Source organism: Saccharothrix xinjiangensis, from assembly GCF_039527585.1.
In the GTDB taxonomy this organism is placed as follows: domain Bacteria; phylum Actinomycetota; class Actinomycetes; order Mycobacteriales; family Pseudonocardiaceae; genus Actinosynnema; species Actinosynnema xinjiangensis.
This window is the reverse complement of record NZ_BAAAKE010000002.1, coordinates 286,884-306,269: the sequence shown is the minus strand read 5'-3', so window position 1 is coordinate 306,269 and position 19,386 is coordinate 286,884. Positions and strand designations below refer to the sequence as shown.

16 protein-coding genes are annotated in these 19,386 nt (G+C 73.6%); 13 read left to right on the top strand and 3 right to left on the bottom strand.

Annotated features, from left to right (window positions below):
- Positions 1-203 precede the first annotated feature (203 nt).
- The 6 genes from ABD223_RS06695 (at position 204) to ABD223_RS06670 (ending at position 5,193) form a co-directional block, all read left to right on the top strand.
- The gene (locus ABD223_RS06695) at positions 204-794 is read left to right on the top strand and encodes a sigma-70 family RNA polymerase sigma factor (RefSeq protein WP_344035376.1); all 591 of its coding nucleotides are present in this window, start codon (positions 204-206) and stop codon (positions 792-794) included.
- Positions 795-1,142: 348 nt separating this feature from the next.
- Complete coding sequence (locus ABD223_RS06690; protein ID WP_344035024.1) at positions 1,143-2,426, top strand: DNA polymerase IV; 1,284 nt, start codon at positions 1,143-1,145, stop codon at positions 2,424-2,426.
- A gap of 72 nt (positions 2,427-2,498) precedes the next feature.
- Positions 2,499-3,140, top strand: a complete 642-nt coding sequence (locus ABD223_RS06685) for a Crp/Fnr family transcriptional regulator (protein WP_344035023.1) — start codon at positions 2,499-2,501, stop codon at positions 3,138-3,140.
- Positions 3,141-3,224: 84 nt separating this feature from the next.
- Positions 3,225-3,482 carry a hypothetical protein gene (locus ABD223_RS06680; protein ID WP_344035022.1) on the top strand — a complete coding sequence of 86 codons (258 nt, stop codon included), beginning with the start codon at positions 3,225-3,227 and terminating at the stop codon, positions 3,480-3,482.
- A 359-nt stretch (positions 3,483-3,841) separates the two neighbouring features.
- The gene (locus ABD223_RS06675; RefSeq protein WP_344035021.1) at positions 3,842-4,390 is read left to right on the top strand and encodes a hypothetical protein; all 549 of its coding nucleotides are present in this window, start codon (positions 3,842-3,844) and stop codon (positions 4,388-4,390) included.
- A 419-nt stretch (positions 4,391-4,809) separates the two neighbouring features.
- On the top strand, positions 4,810-5,193 hold the full coding sequence (locus ABD223_RS06670; RefSeq protein WP_344035020.1) for a DUF3040 domain-containing protein: 384 nt from the start codon (positions 4,810-4,812) through the stop codon (positions 5,191-5,193).
- A 450-nt stretch (positions 5,194-5,643) separates the two neighbouring features.
- On the opposite strand, the gene ABD223_RS06665 is transcribed toward ABD223_RS06670, so the two are convergent.
- Genes ABD223_RS06665 through ABD223_RS06655 form a run of 3 tightly spaced genes read right to left on the bottom strand, consistent with a single transcriptional unit; the run spans position 5,644 to position 10,494 of the window.
- Positions 5,644-8,079 carry a transglutaminase TgpA family protein gene (locus ABD223_RS06665; RefSeq protein WP_344035019.1) on the bottom strand — a complete coding sequence of 812 codons (2,436 nt, stop codon included), beginning with the start codon at positions 8,077-8,079 and terminating at the stop codon, positions 5,644-5,646.
- 2 nt (positions 8,080-8,081) lie between these two features.
- A complete protein-coding gene (locus ABD223_RS06660; protein WP_344035017.1) occupies positions 8,082-9,347 on the bottom strand; it encodes a DUF58 domain-containing protein in 1,266 nt (421 codons plus the stop codon).
- Position 9,348: 1 nt separating this feature from the next.
- Positions 9,349-10,494 (bottom strand): AAA family ATPase, encoded by a 1,146-nt coding sequence (locus ABD223_RS06655; protein ID WP_380645666.1) that lies wholly within the window; start codon positions 10,492-10,494, stop codon positions 9,349-9,351.
- 462 nt (positions 10,495-10,956) lie between these two features.
- Between ABD223_RS06655 and mraZ the strand changes: the two genes are divergently transcribed.
- The 7 genes from mraZ (at position 10,957) to mraY (ending at position 19,386) form a co-directional block, all read left to right on the top strand.
- Positions 10,957-11,388 (top strand): division/cell wall cluster transcriptional repressor MraZ, encoded by a 432-nt coding sequence (gene mraZ, locus ABD223_RS06650; protein WP_344035016.1) that lies wholly within the window; start codon positions 10,957-10,959, stop codon positions 11,386-11,388.
- A gap of 205 nt (positions 11,389-11,593) precedes the next feature.
- On the top strand, positions 11,594-12,541 hold the full coding sequence (rsmH, locus tag ABD223_RS06645) for a 16S rRNA (cytosine(1402)-N(4))-methyltransferase RsmH (protein ID WP_344035015.1): 948 nt from the start codon (positions 11,594-11,596) through the stop codon (positions 12,539-12,541).
- Complete coding sequence (gene ftsL / locus ABD223_RS06640) at positions 12,538-13,221, top strand: cell division protein FtsL (protein WP_344035014.1); 684 nt, start codon at positions 12,538-12,540, stop codon at positions 13,219-13,221. The genes rsmH and ftsL overlap by 4 nt, the downstream gene beginning before the upstream one ends.
- Positions 13,221-15,110: a peptidoglycan D,D-transpeptidase FtsI family protein gene (locus ABD223_RS06635; RefSeq protein ID WP_344035013.1), complete on the top strand. Its 1,890-nt coding sequence runs from the start codon at positions 13,221-13,223 to the stop codon at positions 15,108-15,110. Before ftsL ends, ABD223_RS06635 begins: the two co-directional genes overlap by 1 nt.
- A gap of 204 nt (positions 15,111-15,314) precedes the next feature.
- Complete coding sequence (locus tag ABD223_RS06630) at positions 15,315-16,844, top strand: UDP-N-acetylmuramoyl-L-alanyl-D-glutamate--2,6-diaminopimelate ligase (RefSeq protein ID WP_344035012.1); 1,530 nt, start codon at positions 15,315-15,317, stop codon at positions 16,842-16,844.
- A complete protein-coding gene (locus tag ABD223_RS06625) occupies positions 16,841-18,301 on the top strand; it encodes a UDP-N-acetylmuramoyl-tripeptide--D-alanyl-D-alanine ligase (RefSeq protein ID WP_344035011.1) in 1,461 nt (486 codons plus the stop codon). The genes ABD223_RS06630 and ABD223_RS06625 overlap by 4 nt, the downstream gene beginning before the upstream one ends.
- A complete protein-coding gene (mraY, locus tag ABD223_RS06620) occupies positions 18,298-19,386 on the top strand; it encodes a phospho-N-acetylmuramoyl-pentapeptide-transferase (protein WP_344035010.1) in 1,089 nt (362 codons plus the stop codon). The genes ABD223_RS06625 and mraY overlap by 4 nt, the downstream gene beginning before the upstream one ends.

Genomic DNA, 19,386 nt, shown 5'->3' with positions numbered 1-19,386 from the left:
TGTACGCATCTCAAACGCGTCCGTTCGGAGCAACTTTCGAAGACCTGCGTCATCCACGTGAGGGAGCTGCGTCGCGTTCGCATGTGGCCAACGGGGTGGTCCAGCGCGCGGAGGCGGAGGAGCTCGCGATGGCAGTGGTGGTCGATTTCGGGGTTGTGCCGGGGCGCGTCGGGGAGTCGCGCGCCCGAGCCGGGGAGGCGGTGATGGCCGTGGACTGCGAGGACGCCCCGGTCGCCGTGGCACGTGCGGAGGGGCCGGACTCGCTGGTCGAGCCGGCCGTGCGGGGCGACCGGCGGGCCGTGGAGGCGCTGCTGGCGCTGATCCGGCCGCCGATCGTGCGGTACTGCCGGGTCCGCGTGGGGCGCGGCGAGCGGTCGCGGTCGTCGGCGGACGACGTGGCGCAGGAGGTGTGCCTGGCGGTGCTCAAGGCGCTGCCGACCTACAAGGACCAGGGCCGGCCGTTCCTGGCGTTCGTCTACGGCATCGCCGCGCACAAGGTCGCGGACGTGCACCGGGCGGCGGCGCGGGACCGGGCGGACGCGGTGCCGGACCTGCCGGACGGCGTGAGCGGCGGGCCGGGGCCGGAGCAGGAGGCGTTGCGGGGCGAGCTGACCGAGCGGATGGGGCAGCTGCTGGGCGTGCTGCCGGAGCGGCAGCGGGAGATCCTGGTGCTGCGGGTCGTGATGGGCATGTCGGCCGAGGAGACGGCGGAGATGGTGGGCTCGACGCCCGGCGCGGTGCGCGTGGCGCAGCACCGGGCGCTGCTGCGGTTGCGGAAGGTGCTGGGCGGGTAGGTCCTCCCGCGCGTTCGGCGCCGGCGGATCCGCGCGGCGACCTCCTCCGGTGAGCGGTCGGCGAACCGGGCGACCTCGCCGCGCCGCACGTCGGCGACGGTCGCGGCGAACTCCGCGCCTGCCCCGAACGCCGCCACCGGGTGCGGGTTCGCGGTCGGGTCGTAGTGGCGCACCTCCGGGTCGCGGCCCACGACCGGGCGCGGTGGGACTTCGTGGTCACCGGCATGGGGCAGGATGCGTTCGGTGAGGCGGACGTCGGGCGGATCGCTCACCTGATCAGGTGGGAGGACGCCGGCGGGTGCACCGCTTGGACTAGTATGTCGAACGGGTGTTCGACGGGGGTGGATCTTGGGTCGCAGCGCCGACCTGCCGCGCGGTCTGGTCGACCGTTTCGTCGCGCGCGGCGACGTGTGGCCGGACGACACCGGCTGCTCGATGCTGCACGTGGACATGGACGCCTTCTACGCCTCGGTCGAGATCCGCGAGCGGCCGGAGCTGGCGGACCGCCCGGTCGTGGTGGGCGGCACGGCGCACCGGGGCGTGGTGGCGTCGGCGAACTACCTGGCGCGCGAGTTCGGCGTGCGCTCGGCCATGCCCACGGCCCACGCGCGCAGGCTCGCGCCGCACGCGGTGTTCCTGCCGCCCGACTTCGCGCGCTACCAGGAGGTCTCGCGCGGGGTGATGGCGATCTTCCGCGACGTCACGCCGCTGGTGGAGCCGCTGAGCCTGGACGAGGCGTTCCTGGACGTCGGCGGCGCGCTGCGGCGGCTGCGGGCGACCCCGGCCGAGGTGGCCCGGACGATCCGCGAGCAGGTGTTCCGGGCGTTCGGCGTCACGTGCTCGGTGGGCGTGGCGCCGACGAAGTTCGTGGCGAAGCTGGCGTCGGGGATGTGCAAGCCGGACGGCCTGATGGTGGTGCCGCGCTCGGAGGTGCTGTCGTTCCTGCACCCGCTGCCGGTGTCGGCGCTGTGGGGCGTCGGCAAGCGGACCACCGAGGCGCTGGAGCAGGTGGGCCTGGAGAAGGTGGCCGACGTGGCCGCCACGCCGCTGCCCAGGCTGCGCCGGGTGCTCGGGGTGGCGCTGGCGGAGCACCTGCACGCGCTGGCGAGGGGCCACGACGACCGGCCGGTGGTGCCGTCGACCAGGGAGAAGTCGATCGGGGCCGAGGAGACGTTCGAGGTCGACCACTTCGACCGCGAGCTGCTGCGGCGCGAGCTGCTGAGGCTGGCGGAGCGGTCGGCGGCGACGCTGCGGGAGCGGGGGCTGCGCGGGCGCACGGTGTCGATCAAGGTGAGGTTCGCCGACTTCACCACGATCACCCGGTCCAAGACGCTGCGCGTGGCCACGGACGTGACGCAGGAGGTCTACCGGACCGCGGCGGCGCTGCTGGACGAGCAGGTGCCGCCGGGCGCGGTGCGGCTGATCGGCGTGCGGATCGAGCAGCTGGTCGAGGGCGAGGGCGGCGAGCAGCTGATGTTCGACGCGCCGGAGCGCGGGTGGCGCGAGGCGGAGCAGGCGGCGGACCAGGCGCGGTCGAAGTTCGGGCGGGCGGCCGTGCGGCCGGCGTCCCTGCTCGTGGAGGGCCCGGCGCGGTCCGGGCTGAAGGAGCCCGGTCCCGACCGCGGGACCTGAGCGGCGGGCCGTTCGGGTGGTTGCGGCCCCGGACCCGGGCGTTCGTGACGATCACCGGGCACGCTGGTGCGCGTGGACCGGTTCTGGGGCCTCCTCACACCCGCCGAGCACCAGGTGCTCGGTGAGGCCGGCGTGGAACGCGACTACCCGCCCGGCTCGGTGGTCTGCGCGGAGGGCGAGGGCACCCGGTCCGTGGTGGTGGTCCGCCGCGGCCTGCTGAGGGTGACCGCCACGACCGCCAACGGGTACGAGAAGGTGCTCGCCGTCCGGGGTGCGGGCGACATCGTCGGCGAGCGGTCCGCCGTGGACGGCCTGCCGCGCTCGGCCACCGTGTGCGCGTTGAACGAGGTCCGGGCGCTGGTGCTCTCCGCGCCCGCCTTCGCCGCCCTGTGCCGGCGGTACCCGCGCATCTCGTGGGCGGTGCTGACCGTGGTGGTGACCCGGCAGCGCGACACGGACCGGCAGCGGGTGCAGATCAGCGGCACCGCGACCCAGCGCGTCGCCGCCGTGCTGATCGACGTCGCGCTGCGGCGCGGCATCGCCGACCAGGGCGCCGTCGCGCTCAGCCAGGAGGAGCTGGCCGGCATCGCGGGGACGTCGCGGGAGTCGCTCGTCCGGGTGCTGCGCGCGTTGCGCGAGCGCGGCATCATCAGCACCGGTCGGCGGAAGATCGAGATCCACCAGGTGAGCAGGCTCTACGACCTCACCAACTGACTTGCCGCTGTGCGTCACCTGACGCAGAAGTTCGCGGCCGGAGCCCCTACAAATGAGCTATCAGACCTGCTCAGAGGGGGAGTCATGAACCACAACGAGGAGCGCGCCAAGTCCCGCCGCCGGTTCACCGAACGGCTCGCCTGCACCTTGCTCTTCACCGCGGTCCAGCTGTGGGCGGCGGTCGTGATCGTCGTCAAGTCCGAGGCGACGGGCGTCCTGGCCCTCGCGGTGGCGCTGGTGCTGGCCGGCGGGCTGGTCGCGATGTACGACGCGTGGCGCGAGGTGCGGTCCACCCACCGCGAGCTGGACGTGGAGATCCACGACAACCTCGTGCGCTTGTAGACCCAGGACCGAGCGGTGACCGGCGAGGGGCGGCCACCGCTCTCCTCGGGCCTTCCGCGGGCGGTCGGGTCCGCGGAAGGCCCGTTCTCCTTGAGTTGTCCACAGGTCGGGGGCTCGTTTTCGAGTTGTCCACAGATCGCGGATCGACGGTCGACCGACACCCCCGAACGGCCCATGGTGGACCCATGAACACGAACCGACCCACCGCCGCCACCCTGCCTGTCTCGCCCGTCCTGCCTGGCCGGCCCGCCCCGCCCGACTCGTCGGCCTTGCCCGACTCGACCACCCTTCCCGCCCTTCCCGCCCTTCCCGCCCCTGCCGCCCCTGCCGCCCTGACCGCTTCGACCGACCTGGCTGCCTTGGCCGATCTCTTCCCGCACGGCGTGGCCACCGCGTCCGAACTGCTGGCCCTGGGCCTGACCGGCGAGGAGGTGGCCGCCCGCTGCCGGGCGCCGGCCCGGTGGCAGCGCCTGCTGCCCGGGGTGCTGCTGCTGGCCGCGACGCAGGCGACCAGGGTGCAGCTGGTGCAGGCGGCGTTGCGATACGCGGGGGAGGGCGCCGTGGTGACCGGCCCGGACGCGCTGCGGCTGCACGGCATGCGGGCCCTGCCCGCGGTCGGACCGGTGCGGGTGCTGGTCGACCGCTGCGTGGAGCAGACCCCGCGGGTGCGGTTGATCAGGACCAGGCGCCCGCCGCCACCGGTGGTGAGGAGGGGCTTCCCGACCGCGCCGCTGGCTCGGGCGGCCGCTGACGCGGTGAGGAACCTCGACCAGCCGGGGGAGATGCGGGCGGTCTTGGCGGAGGTCGTCCACCGGGGAGGGGTTCGGGTGGCCGAGCTGAGGCTGCTGCTGTCCCGGGGGCCGGAACCGGCCAGGCAGGTCTTGGCCCAGTTGGCGGGAGGAGCGTGAGGGCTGAGCCGTGCGGGCTGAGTCATGAGTGCCGAACTGTGCGGCCGAACTGTGCGGCCGAGCCGTGCGGGCTGAGCCGGGAGTGCCGAATCCGGGTTCCGGGAAGGACCGGGAGGGGTCGGAGTTCCCGGAGCGGTGGGGCGCTCGGAGTCGGACCGTGTCCGATCATCACGCGAACTGGGCTGCCCCAGGTCTTGACAAGGCGTTCGGGGGGAGTCGGCTGCGAGCTTACGGAGGTCTGACCGTTGACCCGTGAGGATGATGGTGACCTAACGAACCGCTTAGGGGCACAGACTGGGTAGTCGGCAAGCCTCCCGAATCGTATCCTGGTTGTGACGCACCCAGGGCGGGGCGTCCGCCGGGACCGGCGGCAACCGTGATTACCCGGCGCCCGCGACCGCTGTGCCGGAGGAGGAGCCATGCCACTCTCCGAGCACGAGCAGCGACTGCTCGACCAGATCGAGCGCGCGCTCTACGCCGAGGACCCGAAGTTCGCATCCACCGTGCGCGGCGCCAAGTTGCGCAAGCCGTCCCGACGGCGTCGTATCCAGGGCATCGCGTTGTTCGCCGTGGGTGTGGCGTTGCTCGTGACAGGTGTGATGTTGCCGAAGCTCGCTGGTATCCCGGTGGTGAGCGTCGTCGGCTTCCTGTTGATGTTCTTCGGCGTACTGCTCACCGTGACGACACTCCGTCGTGGTGACCAGGGTGCCGAGGAACCCAACGACGAGGGAAGCCGGCCCAGCCGCAGCTCGTTCTCACAGAAGATGGAAGAACGTTTCCGTCGCCGTTTCGAGGACGAGTAGTCCGCGTAACAGCCCGAACAGAACGTCCTGCACAACGCCGCACGGCCCGCCCGGAGCACCACGGGGCGGGCCGTGCGGCGTTCGGACCCCCGATGCGACGACCCACCCCGACCCGACCGGCAAGCTAACTCCGCCCCGGCTGACTCCAACCCGGCCAGGTCCGCCCAGTCAGGTCCGCCCAGTCAGGTCCGCCCAGACCAGGCTCGCCCAGCCAGGTCGGGCCAAGCCCGCCCTGCCCCGCCAGGCCCGCCCCGCCAGGCCCGCCCCGCCAGGCCCGCCCAGCCCGGCCAAGCCGGCCCTGCCCGCCCGGTCAAGCTCGCCCAGCCGGCCCGCTCACCCCGTGCGGCCCGACCCACGACCACTGGTCCTGCCGCGCCCACTGGTCCTTGCCGTGCCCACCCGTCCTGCCGCGCTCACCCGTCCTGCCATATCCACTCGTTCGTGTCGCGCTCACTCGTCCGTGTCGGGGCTGACCGGTGGCTTCGGCTGGAGCACGGACCGGGGCAGCACCTTCGCCTTCAGCGCCAGCGGCGCGTTGCGGTTCATGCTCGCCCGCACCTCGTCGACCGCCCGCGGCAGGGAGGGGTCCGCCTCGGCGCGCGTGCTGTACCAGGACCGCTCCACCGCCCCGACCACCGCGCGCAACCCGTCCCGACCTTGCTCGTCCAGGTTGTGCGCCTTCACCAGCCGTCGCGCGGCGGCGCGCACGGTTTCGGTGTTCGGCACCCGCGTTCCCCGGTCGACCGACTCGGCCACCAGTTCCTGCCACGCCGCACCGGCCGCGTCCGGGCCCAGGCCGGCCACCGCGCGCAGCCTCGCCCGCCGTCGCCACTCGCGGATGCCCGCGGGGGCCACCGCGGCCGCCACCAGCACCAGGGCGATCGCCAGTTCCCACCACAGCAGCGCCGCCGCCAGCGCCAGCGCCGCCACCCACGCCGCGGCCGCCGCGGCCAGGGCTGTCGGGCGGAGCCACGGCAGGCGCAGCCACGGGGGGCCGCCGGGCCTGCCGGTCGCGAGCACCAGCCACGTCAGCAGCGCGGCCAGCGCCGCCGCCACCGCCAGCGCCACGAGGTGCCAGGTGGGCACCTGCTCCTCGGCCTGCGTCGTGCCGCCCTGGGCCTGCGCGTCCGGCGCGGTCGACCCCGCCGTCGCCGAACCCGAGGGGGCCGTGGTGGTCGTGGTGGTGGCCGCGGTGGCGCTGGAGCCGTCCTCCTCGTCGTCCGCTTCCATGCCCGAGATGTACGGCGGGGTCACGCCCCGGCCGTCCGACAGCGGGGTCGGGTCGAAGGTCATCCAGCCGTAGCCGGCGAAGTAGATCTCCACCCACGCGTGCGCGTCCTGCGTGGTGATGGTCTGGAAGTCCTCCGTGGGGAAGCCCGCGGTGAAGCCGAGCGCCACCCGCGCGGGCATGCCGACCGACCGCGCCATGATCGCCATCGCCGACGCGTACTGCTCGCAGTACCCGCGCTTGCCGTTGAACAGGAAGTCCTCAAGGGCGTCCGGGCGGTTGTCGCCGCCGGTCTCCGTCGTGTAGGTGAAGCCCTGCGTGCCGTCGGTGAAGTGCCGGTAGAGGGCTGTCGCGCGGTCGAACTGGTTGCCCTGGCCCGCCACGACGTCCCGCGCCAGCTCGGCCACCCGCTCGCTCACGCCGGGCGCCTCCTGGTACGCCGGGTCGACGTCCGGCACGCCCGAGACGCGGCGCAGCGTGTCCGCGGCCGGCGACTCCAGCACCGTGTCCAGCCGGTACGGCTCGGACTTGCGCGCCCGGACGCTGTAGACCATGCCCCGCGCCGGGTCGTAGCGCCAGTTCTCGTCCACGTCGTCGATCAGGCGCGGCCTGCCGTACACCGGCAGCCAGTTGTCCACCCAGCTCACCGGCTCGATCCGGACCGACGTCACCCGGCCGTCACCGGGGTCGCCCGGCTGCGCGGGCAGCTCGCCCCGCGCCGACACGCCCTCCGGCATGTTGCCGCCCAGCTGCCAGCCCTTGCCCGGCACGTACTCGCGCAACGTCATCGCTCGCAGGTACGCCGAGCTGGGCAGGCCGCGCACCCGGAACATCTCCCGCGTCGCGCCCTGGTCGAGCATGCCGCGCAGCTCGGTCATCGGGTCGATGCCCAGCCCGCCGGAGCCGCCGCCGATCTCCTCGCCCGTGCCGGGCAGCCGCCCGACCGTGCCGACCAGCGTCAGGCTCCCGCCGACCACCAGGGCGATCACCACGGACAACCCGGCCACGGCGGTCGCCGCCGGACCCGAGCCCTGCCGACCGCCGTTGGGCAGCCTGCCCCGCCACGCCTGGTGGCGGTGCTGCCCGTCCACGGCCAGCAGCATCGCGAACGCGCCCGCGCCGAGCGCGAACGTCCACAGCGGCAGCATCTCGTCGGCCAGCGACGCGGGCACCGCGAACACGCACAGCAGCACCAGGCCGGACGCCGCGGGCGCCGCCGCGCCGACCGCCAACCCGTCCACCAGGACCGCCACCAGGCCGATCGCCAGCATCACCAGGCACCGCATGGCCGGGCTGTCCGGCACCGGCGGGACCCCGGTCTGCACCTCGCCCATCGCCTGCGCGAGCACCTCGACCAGGTCCTGGAGCGACTGCGGGCCGGGCAGGAACACCAGCACGCCGCTGCGCGTGAAGATCGTCACCAGCAGGCACGCCAGCGCCAGCACCTGGCCCAGGCTCACCAGCACCGCGGGCAGCCTGGTGGCGCGCAGCAGCACGCCCGCGCCCCCGACCACGGCGATCGCCACGGCCAGGTACACCGGCCACAGGGCGCCCGCGATCACGCTCGTCAGCGCGGTCGCGGCGCACAGCGTCGCCAACCCCGCGACCGCGGGCGTCGCGCCCACCACCCACTTGCCGTCCGCGGTCCTGCCGGTCACCTTCAGCCCACCTCCGTGCGCACCACCGGGCCGCGGTTGCCCGCGCTGTGGCACAGCTCCTGCCAGATCTGGCGCATCGGCGTGCTCGGCCGCGCCACGACCACGCCCCAACCCGCGGTGGCGAGCAACCGCACCGCGTCCTCCGGGTTCGGCGCGGCGTCCTCCGAGGGGGACGCCCACGCCGCCACGTCCATCACCACCGCCAGGCTGCGCATCCCGCGCGGGCGGTTGCGCACCAGCGAGTCCACCGCGGCGGGCGTGCAGCCGCCGAGGATCGCGATGACCTCCTGGCCCGCGCCCGGGTCCACGCCGACCGCGGGTTCCCGCCGGTCCGAGGGCCCGAGCGCGGCCAGCGCGTCGAGCACCACCGCGTCGCTGTACCCGGACCCGCCCGGACCGCCGACCAGCACCCGGCCGTCGTCGCCGACCAGGCGCACCTGGTGGCCGTACCGGTGCAGGTGCAGCGAGATCGACGCGGCGAACGACACCGCCCACTCCAGGCTCGCGCCGGGCCCGGCGCCGCGGTGCGCGGCCACCCGGTGGTCCAGCAGCACGGTCGTGCCGCCGCGCCACGGCCGCTCCTCGACGCGCACCATCAGCTCGTCGCGCCGCGCGGTCGAGCGCCAGTGCACCTTCCGCAGGTCGTCGCCGTGCCGGTACGGCCGCACCACGGAGTCGTCCTCGCCCTGCCCGGCGCGCAGCCGGATCGAGCCGTCGTCGCCGGAGCCCATGCCGGAGCCGCTGGGCAGGCCGGACAGCGGCAGCACCCGCGGCACCACGACCAGCCTGCTGCGACCGGCCATCTCGCGGTCGAACTCGGCCAGCCCGAACGGGTCGGTGATCCGCGCGAGCAGCGGCCCGACCTGCTGGACGCCGCGCATGACCGGCTTGAGCTGGTACCGCAGCACGGTGACCGTGTTGCGCGGCAGCCGCTCCACCACGAACCGCGGGCGCGCGCCCAGCGCGTACGGCACCGAGTCCTCCAGCAGCAGGCCGCCGGTCGGCAGCCGGCCCGCGCTGCGCAGCTCGACCCGCACGTCCGTGGCCGAGCCCACCTGGACCCGGCCCGGGTGCAGCAGCCGGTTCGCGTGCAGGCCCACCCGGGCCCGCTGCGCCAGCCACGCCGCCAGCACCGGCAGCGCCACCACGAACGCGGCCACGCGCAGCAGGTCGCGCTCGTTGAGCACGATCGCGCACAGGCCCGCCGCGAAACCGGCCGCCAGCAGGCACCGGCCCCTGGTCGTCAGGCCGGACAGGGCGCCCCTCATGTCAGCGGTGGTTGTTCGGGTTGACGCCGTGCGCGAACTGGCCGGTCGGGTCCGGGGCCGGCTGCGGCACCGGGACCCGCTGGACCAGGTTGCGCACCAGGTCGACGGGCGAACGCCGGGCCGCCTGCGCCTCCGCGGTCGGCACCAGGCGGTGCGCGAGCACCGGCACGGCCACCGCGTGGATGTCGTCCGGCACCACGAAGTCGCGCCCGGCCAGCGCCGCCTGCGCCCGCGCGGCCCGCACCAGCTGGAGCGTCGACCTCGGCGAGGCGCCCAGCCGCAGCTCCGGCAGCCGCCGGGTCGCGCCGACCAGCTCCACCGCGTACCGGCGGACCTCGGGGGACAGGTGCACCCGCCGCACCGCGTGCACGAGCTTGCGCACCTGGTCGGCGTCGGACACCGGGCGCAGCTCGGACAGCGGGTCGTGGCCCGCGTGCTCGTCCACCATGGCCTGCTCCGCCTGCGGGTCCGGGTAGCCGATGGACACCCGCGCGGTGAACCGGTCGCGCTGCGCCTCGGGGAGGGCGTAGGTGCCCTCCATCTCGATCGGGTTCTGCGTGGCGATCACCATGAACGGCGCGCCGAGCGGGTAGGTCTGCCCGTCGACCGTGACCTGGTGCTCCTCCATGCACTCCAGCAGCGCCGACTGGGTCTTCGGCGAGGCGCGGTTGATCTCGTCGCCCACCACGATGTTCGCGAACACCGGGCCGGGGCGGAACTCGAAGTCGTTGTCCTGCCGGTTGTAGATCGACACGCCGGTGATGTCGCTGGGCAGCAGGTCGGGGGTGAACTGGATGCGGCTGACCGTGCAGTCGATCGACCGGGCCAGGGCCTTGGCCAGCGACGTCTTGCCGACGCCCGGCACGTCCTCGACCAGCAGGTGGCCCTCCGCCAGCAGGGTGACCAGCGCGACCCGCACCACGTCGGGCTTGCCGACGATGACCTTCTCCACGTTGGCGGCGATCCGCCCGACCACGGCGTGCAGCTCGGCGAGCACCTCGTCCGACCTGCCCTGGCCCTGCTGGACCTGGCCCTGCTGCCCCTGACCCTGGTGCGCCGCTCCCGACGCGTGGTTGTTCACCCCGGGGCCCCCGCCACCCCCATAAGAGTGTTCCGGCAGGGTGCCTGGCTGGGTACTCGGAGTCACTCGACCTCCTGGAGCAGGGCGCGGCCCTACCGCGACCGGTTCGCGGTGGCGGTGAGCGTTTCACGCAGTGTGTCAAACCAGGGCGAAGCGCCCCACACCGATTGAACAGTTTCGTGCACTCTGGTGCCACGGACCCCGGCCGCGACCGGGTCGCCACCCGTCCCTCCACGATTCCCCACCGGGGTCGTCGATGAACCGGTTTTGCCCGATTTCGATGGGCCGTTCGGGTGGATTTCAGGCTGCTCCGCCTCACTCGGCGAGGTGGTGGCGGTCCACTTCCCCCACCGCCCTCCACGGTTGCCATCTTCGCTCTACCAGCGGAAACGTCTCTCGGTGCGCCGATCAACCACCCGGTTCAGCGTTGACTGTGGTGAAAAGTGGGGTACTGTGGCGGCCGGTGGGGCAGACGGGGGCTCCACCGCCGGTTCGGACGTTCGGTTCCGGCACCGGGAGGTGGGCGCCGTGTTCCTGGGCACGCATCACCCGAGGCTGGACGACAAGGGCCGGCTGACGCTGCCTGCGAAGTACCGGGATGCGCTAGCGGGGGGTCTGATGGTCACCAAGGGCCAGGACCACTGCCTCTACGTGTTCCCCCGGGCCGAGTTCGAGCAGATGGCGCGCAAGGTGGCGGAGGCGCCGTTCACCAACGAGGCGGTCCGCGCCTACCAGCGCTACCTGTTCGCGGGCACCGACGAGCAGCGGCCGGACGGCCAGGGCCGGGTGCTGATCGCACCGGAGCTGCGCCGGTACGCGGGGCTGACCAAGGAGTGCGTGGTCATCGGCGCGATCAACCGGCTGGAGATCTGGGACGCCCAGGCCTGGCAGCGGTACATGGACGAGCACGAGCAGCGGTACGCGGAAACGCGCGAGGAGGTGTTCCCCGGCCTGTTCTGAATCGGCTGGTCGTTCGAGGTTTCGGGTGCCGTTTGGCCTCGGTCCGCTCGGCTTTCGGCCCTGGCGCACCTTCCCCGGCGCCAGGTCCGACGGGCGGGCGGGGACCTGACTGCACCCGAATTTTCGTCTGGGACGCCACGGCGGCGCCGGGCGTGGGACGACCGCAGGGCGCAATGCGAGGAGGGGAGTCATCCAGGGAGGGTTCGTGGTGGAGCGGGCGCGACACGTGCCGGTGCTGCTCGACCGCGTCCTCGACCTGCTGGCACCCGCGCTGGCCGATCGGGACGCGTTGTTCGTCGACTGCACGCTCGGCCTGGGCGGGCACTCCGAGGCGGTGCTGCGGGCCCACCCGCGGGTGCGGCTCGTCGGCCTCGACCGCGACCCGCAGGCCATCGCGCTGGCGCGGGAGCGGCTGGCGCCGTTCGCCGACCGGGTCACGTTCGTGCAGACCACCTACGACGGCATCGCCGAGGCGGTCGGCGGCGCGCGGGTCGACGGCGTCCTGATGGACCTCGGCGTGTCCTCGCTCCAGCTCGACGCGGAGGAGCGCGGGTTCGCCTACTCCAAGGACGCGCCGCTGGACATGCGGATGAGCGCCGGCACCGGGACGACCGCGGCCGACGTGCTCAACACCTACTCCGTTGAGGACCTGGCGCGGGTCCTGCGCGACTACGGCGAGGAGCGGTTCGCCCGCAAGATCGCCGCGGCCGTGGTGAGGGAGCGCGCCAAGGAGCCGTTCACCACCAGCGGCCGGCTGGTCGAGCTGCTCTACGCGACGGTGCCCGCGGCGACCCGCCGCACCGGCGGCCACCCGGCCAAGCGGACGTTCCAGGCGCTGCGCATCGAGGTCAACGAGGAGCTGGAGTCGCTGCGGCGCGCGCTGCCCGCGGCGCTGTCGGTGCTGGCCGTCGGCGGGCGGATCGTCGTGGAGGCCTACCAGTCCCTGGAGGACCGGATGGTCAAGCGCGCGTTCACCGAGCTGGCCACCTCCACCACGCCCCAGGACCTGCCCGTCGAGCTGCCCGGTCACGCGCCGCAGCTGCGGCTGGTGACGCGCGGCGCGGAACAGGCCACCGAGCAGGAGGTCGAGGACAACCCCAGGGCCGCCCCGGTCCGGCTGCGGGCGGCGGAACGGATCCGGGAGGCGACATGACCGCACCGGCGCGGACCGGCGGCGGCTCGTCGCCGTACCCGGCCAAGCCCCGTGAGCGCGCGTTGCGCGCGGTGCCGGTCGAGCGCCGCCGGTCGGCGGCCGTCGAGCGGGCCTACGCGCGGCGGGCGCAGCGGTCCTCGCCCGGCCGGGCGGTGACGCGGCAGTACGCGCCCACGCCGAAGGCGCCGTTCGTGATGATGGTGATGGTCGTGCTCGGCCTGGGCATCGCGGCGATCATGTGGCTGTCCACGCAGGCGACCGCCGACTCGTACCGGCTCCAGGACGCGCGGGCCGAGGAGACCAGGCTGGCCAGGCAGGTCGAGCAGCTGCGGCGCGAGGTGGCGCTGGCGGAGTCCCCGCTGGAGCTGGCCGCCGCCGCGGCGGAGCTCGGGCTGGTGCCCGCGGGCGACCCGGCCAGGCTGCGCCAGCTGGCGGACGGGACGGTGGAGGTGCACGGCACGCCGTCCGCGGTCGAGCCGCCGCCCCCGTCGACGACGTCCACGACGCCGACCACCACGACGCCGACCGCGCCCACCACGACGGCCACCCCGCCCGCCGGCGAGGGCCGGCAGGCCCCGCCCGAGCAGGGCCAGGGGCAGCAGGGCCAGGGGCAGCGGCAACAGCAGGGACAGGAAGGCGGGCAGTCGTCCGCGGAACAACCGGTACCAGGAGGTCAGTGATGCCGGGGCCCACTCGGGGCAGGCCCGTGCGACGTCCGCTGTCGGTGCGCGCCACCGCGCCCAAGCGCCGGGGCAACAGTCGGGTGCGGCTCGCGGTGGGCCGGTTCCTGCTGGTCGGCGCGCTGGTCGCGGCCGGCCTCAAGCTCGTGCAGGTGCAGGGCTTCCAGGCCGACGCGCTGTCCGCGCAGGCCGAGCAGCAGCGCGCCACCCCCATCGACATCCCGGCCGAGCGCGGGTCGATCCTCGACCGCAACGGCAACCAGCTCGCGTTCAGCGTCGAGGCCCGCGCCCTGTACGCCGTGCCGCGCCGGATGCGCGTCGAGTGGGGCAAGGCGCTGGAGAAGACGCCGAAGATCGGCAGCTTCGAGCAGCGCATCGCGCGGATCGCCGAGGACATCGAGAAGGCCCTGGGCACGCAGGTCAACGGCCAGAAGACCGACCGGGACACGATGTTCGCCAAGCTGTCCCTGGACACCACCTACGTGGAGCTGGTGGACAACGTCGACCCGGCCAAGGCGGCGCTGATCACCGACAAGTACGTCGACATCGGCTCGGAGTACCGGGCGGTGCGCGTGTACCCCAACGGCGAGCTGGCGTCGAACATCATCGGCGCGGCGAACTGGCGGAAGAACGAGGACCCGCCCGCCACCCACGGCCTGATCGGGCTGGAGAACTCGCAGGACAACCTGCTGGCGGGCAGCAACGGGCGGCGCGTCGTCGACACCATGCAGGGCAACGACGACGTGGTGATCCCCGGCCCCGACCGCTCGCGCGAGCTGGCGGCCGCGACGCCGGGCAAGAGCCTGGAGCTGACGCTGGACGTGGACACGCAGTACGCGTTGCAGCGGATGGTCACCGACGACACCGAGAAGACGGGGTCGCGCACCGGGTCCGCGGTCGTGATGGACGCCCGGACCAGCGAGATCCTGGCGATGGCCAACGACAAGACGTTCGACCCCGCCGACTTCGGCCGGGCCACCGAGTCGGAGCTGCGCAACGTCGCGGTCTCGTCGGTGTTCGAGCCCGGTTCGGTGAACAAGGTCGTGACCGCGGCCGCGGCCATCGAGGACGGCGTCTACCAGCCGGACAGCGTGCTCCAGGTCGACGGCCAGATCAGGGTCGCGGACCGGGTGATCAAGGACGCCTACGAGCACGACCTGCTGGACATGACGTTCACCGGCGTGTTCGCCAAGTCGTCCAACGTGGGCACGCTGATGACCGCCCAGCAGGTCGGCCAGGACCGGTTCGCCGAGATGCTGCGCAAGTTCGGCCTCGGCCAGCGGACCGGCTCGGGCCTGCCCGGCGAGGAGGCGGGCTACGTGCCGCCGCGCAACCAGTGGTCCGGTTCGACGTTCGGCAACCTGCCGATCGGCCAGGGCCTGAACACGACGCTGCTCCAGATGACCGGCATGTACCAGGCGATCGCCAACGACGGCGTGCGCATCCCGCCGAGGGTCATCCGGGCCGAGGTGGCGCAGGACGGCACGCGCCGGGAGACGCCGCGGCCGGAGGCCGTGCCGGTGGTCTCGCCGCAGACGGCCAAGACGGTGCGCGACATGTTCCGGGCGGTGGTCCAGGACGCGCCGCAGCAGACCGGGACGGGCCCGGCGGCGGCGCTGCCCGGGTACCAGGTCAGCGGCAAGACGGGGACGGCGCAGCAGGTCGACCCCACGTGCGCCTGCTACTCCTACAGCGACTACTGGGTGACGTTCGCGGGGATCTTCCCCGCCGACAACCCGCGTTTCGTGGTGGGGATCATGCTGGACCGCCCCACCAAGGGCGAGCAGTCGGCCGCGCCGCTGTTCCACGACATCGCGTCCTACCTGGCCCAGCGCTACCAGGTCCCGATGTCACCGGAACAGTCCCCCGCAGTCCCCCTGGTCCTCTGACCAGCGTGTCCTCCACTCGGACATCGCGTGTCCTCCACTGCGGCACCGCGAACCCTCCACTGGGAGCGGTGCCACTGCGTGACATGCGGTGTCTGACTGGAGGACACGCGATGCCGGACTGGAGGACACGCGGAATTCCAGGGGGGCGGGTCTGGAGTGGACGTGCCGGACGACCACTCTGCGTGCGCCGGTAGCCTTCCGCGCGTGCCTGCCAAGCTCCAGGGCAAGGTCGCGACCGCCCCGCCTCGCCCTTCCCGCACCCAGCCCGTTGCCGTGGCGGAGCTCGCCGCCGCCGTCGACGCCCACCTGACCGCACCGGACCAGGCCCACGTCCAGGTCGCCGGCGTGACGCTGCGCGCCCAGCACGTGCGCGCGGGCGACCTGTTCGCCGCCCTGCCCGGCACCCGGGCGCACGGCGCCGACTTCGCCGACCGAGCCGCGGCGAGCGGCGCGGTCGCGGTGCTGACCGACGCGGCCGGCGCGGGGAGGGTGCGCGGGCTGCCGGTGCTGGTGCACCCCGACCCGCGCGCCGTGCTCGGCGCGCTCGCCTCCCGCGTCTACGGCAACCCCTCCGACCGGCTCGACGTCTGGGGCGTCACCGGCACGTCCGGCAAGACCACCACGACCTACATGATCGAGTCGGCGCTGCGGGCCGCCGGGCGCGCCACCGGCCTCATCGGCACGGTCGAGACCCGCATCGGCGCGGACCGGCTCGACAGCGCGCTCACCACGCCCGAGGCCCCGGACCTCCAGGCCCTGCTGGCCGTCATGCACGAGCGCGGCACCACCGACGTGGCCATGGAGGTCTCCAGCCACGCGCTCGGCCTCGGCCGCGTCGGCGGCGTCGGGTTCGCGGTCGGCGCGTTCACCAACCTCTCCCAGGACCACCTGGACTTCCACCCCGACATGGAGGACTACTTCCAGACCAAGGCCAGGCTGTTCGACGGCCGGGCCCGGGTCGAGGTGGTCTGCGTGGACGGGGAGTGGGCGCCCCGGCTGGTCAAGGCGGGCACCGTCACCGCGGCCACGACGCGCGACGCCGACTGGACCGCCTCGGGCGTCGCCGTCACCGCCACCGGCGAGCAGTCGTTCACCGCGCACGGCCCCGGCGGCGCGACCCTCGACGTCGAGCTGCTGCTGCCCGGCGACTTCAACGTCGCCAACGCCCTGCTGGCCATCGCCTGCCTGCACGCCGAGGGTGTCCCCCTCGACGCGATCCGCCAGGGCCTGCGGGAGGTCCAGGTGCCGGGCCGGATGCAGCGCGTGGACCAGGGCCAGGACTTCACCGCCGTGGTCGACTACTCCCACAAGCCCGCCGCCGTCGCGCTCGCCCTCCAGGCCGTGCGCGCCCGCGCCACCGGCCGCGTCATCACCGTGCTCGGGTGCGGCGGCGACCGCGACGCCGCCAAGCGGCCCCTGATGGGCGAGGAGGCGGCCCGGCGCAGCGACGTGCTCGTCGTGACCGACGACAACCCGCGCGACGAGGACCCGGCGGAGATCCGGGCGGCCATGCTGCGCGGCGCGCTGGCCGTGCCGGACGACGAGCGCGGCGAGGTCGTCGAGATCGGCGACCGGGGCCGCGCCATCGAGCACGCCGTGTCCCTCGCGCACGCCGGCGACGTCGTCGTGATCGCGGGCAAGGGCCACGAGACCGGCCAGGAGGTCGCCGGCGTGGTCCACCCCTTCTCCGACGTCGAAGCGCTGACCACCGCGATCCGGGAGACCACCAAGTGATCCAGCTCAGCCTCGCCGAGATCGCCGAGGTCGTCGGCGGCGCCCTGCACAACGCCACCGGCGACGAGGTGGTGACCGGCTCCGTCGAGTTCGACACCCGGGAGCTGACCGCCGGCGGCCTGTTCCTGGCCCTGCCCGGCGAGCGCGTCGACGGGCACGACTTCGCCGCGCAGGCCGTCGCGAACGGTGCGGCCGGCGTGCTCGCGGCCCGCCCGGTGGACGCGCCCGCCGTCATCGCGCCGCCGGTCACCGGCGCGGGCGGCAACGCCTACGTGCTGTCCGGCGACGTCGACGGCGGTGGCGCGGCGGTGCTCGCCGCGCTGGCCAAGCTCGCCCGCCACGTCGTGGACCGGCTGCCGGACCTGACCGTGGTCGGCGTGACCGGCTCGTCCGGCAAGACCTCCACCAAGGACCTCATCGCGCAGGTGCTGGCCCCGCTGGGCGAGACCATCGCGCCGCCCGGGTCGTTCAACAACGAGCTGGGGCACCCGTGGACCGCCCTGCGCGCCACCGAGGACACCCGGTTCCTGGTGCTGGAGCTGAGCGCGCGCGGCCGGGGCCACATCGCCTCGCTGTGCCGGGTGGCGCCGCCCCGCATCGGCGCGGTGCTCAACGTCGGCAGCGCCCACGTCGGCGAGTTCGGCTCCCGCGAGGGCATCGCGCAGGCCAAGGGCGAGCTGGTCGAGGCCCTGCCCGAGGACGGCGTGGCCGTGCTGAACGCCGACGACCCGCTGGTGGCCGGCATGGCGCCGCGCACCGCGGCCAGGGTCGTCCTGGTCGGAGAGGGCGGCCAGGCGTCGGTCCGCGCCGTCGACGTCACCCTCGACGAGCAGGCCCGCGCCTCCTTCACGCTGGTCACGCCCCGGGGCGAGGCGCCCGTCCGGCTCGCGCTGCACGGCCCGCACCAGGTCGGCAACGCCCTCACCGCCGCCGCGATCGCGCTGGAGCTCGGCGCGACCCCGCACCAGGTCGCCGAAGCGCTGGGCACGGCCGAGCGGCGGTCCGCGCACCGCATGGCGGTCTCCGAGCGCCCCGACGGCGTGACGGTCGTCAACGACGCCTACAACGCGAACCCGGAGTCCGTGCGCGCGGCGCTGAAGTCGCTGGCCACCATCTCCCGCGCCACCACCCCGGCGCGCCGCAGCTGGGCGGTGCTGGGCCCGATGGCGGAGCTGGGCGGCGACCACGTCCGCGCGCACGACGAGATCGGCAGGCTCGCGGTCCGCCTGGACATCAACAAGCTGGTGGTCGTCGGCGAGGACGCCCGAGCGATGCACCAGGGTGCGCACCTGGAAGGATCATGGGGAGAAGAAGCGACTTTGGTGCCGGACGTGGCGGCAGCGGTGGAGCTGCTGCGCGACGAGGTGCGACCGGGTGACGTCGTGCTGGTGAAGGCATCCAACTCATACGGCCTGTGGCGGGTTGCCGAGGCCCTCCTGGAGGCGGTCAGCAAGTGAAGAGCATCCTGATCGCGGCGGCCATCGCCCTGATCACGTCGATCATGCTGACGCCGTACCTGATCAAGATCTTCTCGCGGCAGGGCTTCGGCCAGGAGATCCGCGAGGAGGGCCCGCAGAGCCACAAGACCAAGCGCGGCACGCCCACCATGGGCGGCGTCGCGATCCTGGTCGCGATGTGGGCGGGCTACCTCGGCGCGCACCTGGTCAACTCGATGTCGGCGTCCGCCCAGGACCAGACGCCCAGCGCGTCCGGCCTGCTGGTGCTGATGCTGACCACGTCGCTGGGCGTCGTCGGCTTCCTCGACGACTTCATCAAGATCCGCAAGCAGCGCAACCTGGGCCTGAACAAGACCGCGAAGCTCGTCGGCCAGTTCATCGCCACGATCATCTTCGCCGTCCTGGTCATGCAGTTCCCGAACAAGGACGGGCTCACGCCCGCCTCGGTGAACCTCTCGTTCGTCCGCGACATCGCCGTGGTCTCGTTCGGCGTCGTCGGCTTCGTGGTGTTCTGCTACGCCGCGATCAGCGCCTGGTCCAACGCCGTCAACCTGACCGACGGCCTCGACGGCCTGGCGGGCGGCACGTCGGCCATGGTGCTGGGCACCTACGTGGTGATCAGCTTCTGGCAGTTCCGCTACAACTGCTCGAACCTGCTGGTGGCCGGCTGCTACGACGTGCGCGACCCGCTGGACCTCGCCCTGGTGGCCGCCGCCGCAATGGCGGGCTGCATCGGCTTCCTGTGGTGGAACGCCGCGCCCGCCAAGATCTTCATGGGCGACACCGGCTCGCTGGCCCTGGGCGGCCTGGTCGCCGGCCTGTCCATCGCCACCCGCACCGAGCTGCTGATGGTCGTCATCGGCGGCCTGTTCGTGGTCGAGGCGCTGTCGGTGGTGCTCCAGGTCGCGGTGTTCCGCACGTCCCGGCGGCGGTTGTTCCGCATGGCGCCGTTCCACCACCACTTCGAACTCGCCGGGTGGGCGGAAACCACGGTGATCATCAGGTTCTGGCTGCTCGCGGCCATGTGCTGCATGCTCGGCCTCGGCCTGTTCTACAGCGAGTGGCTCACCGCGGTCGGGAGCTGA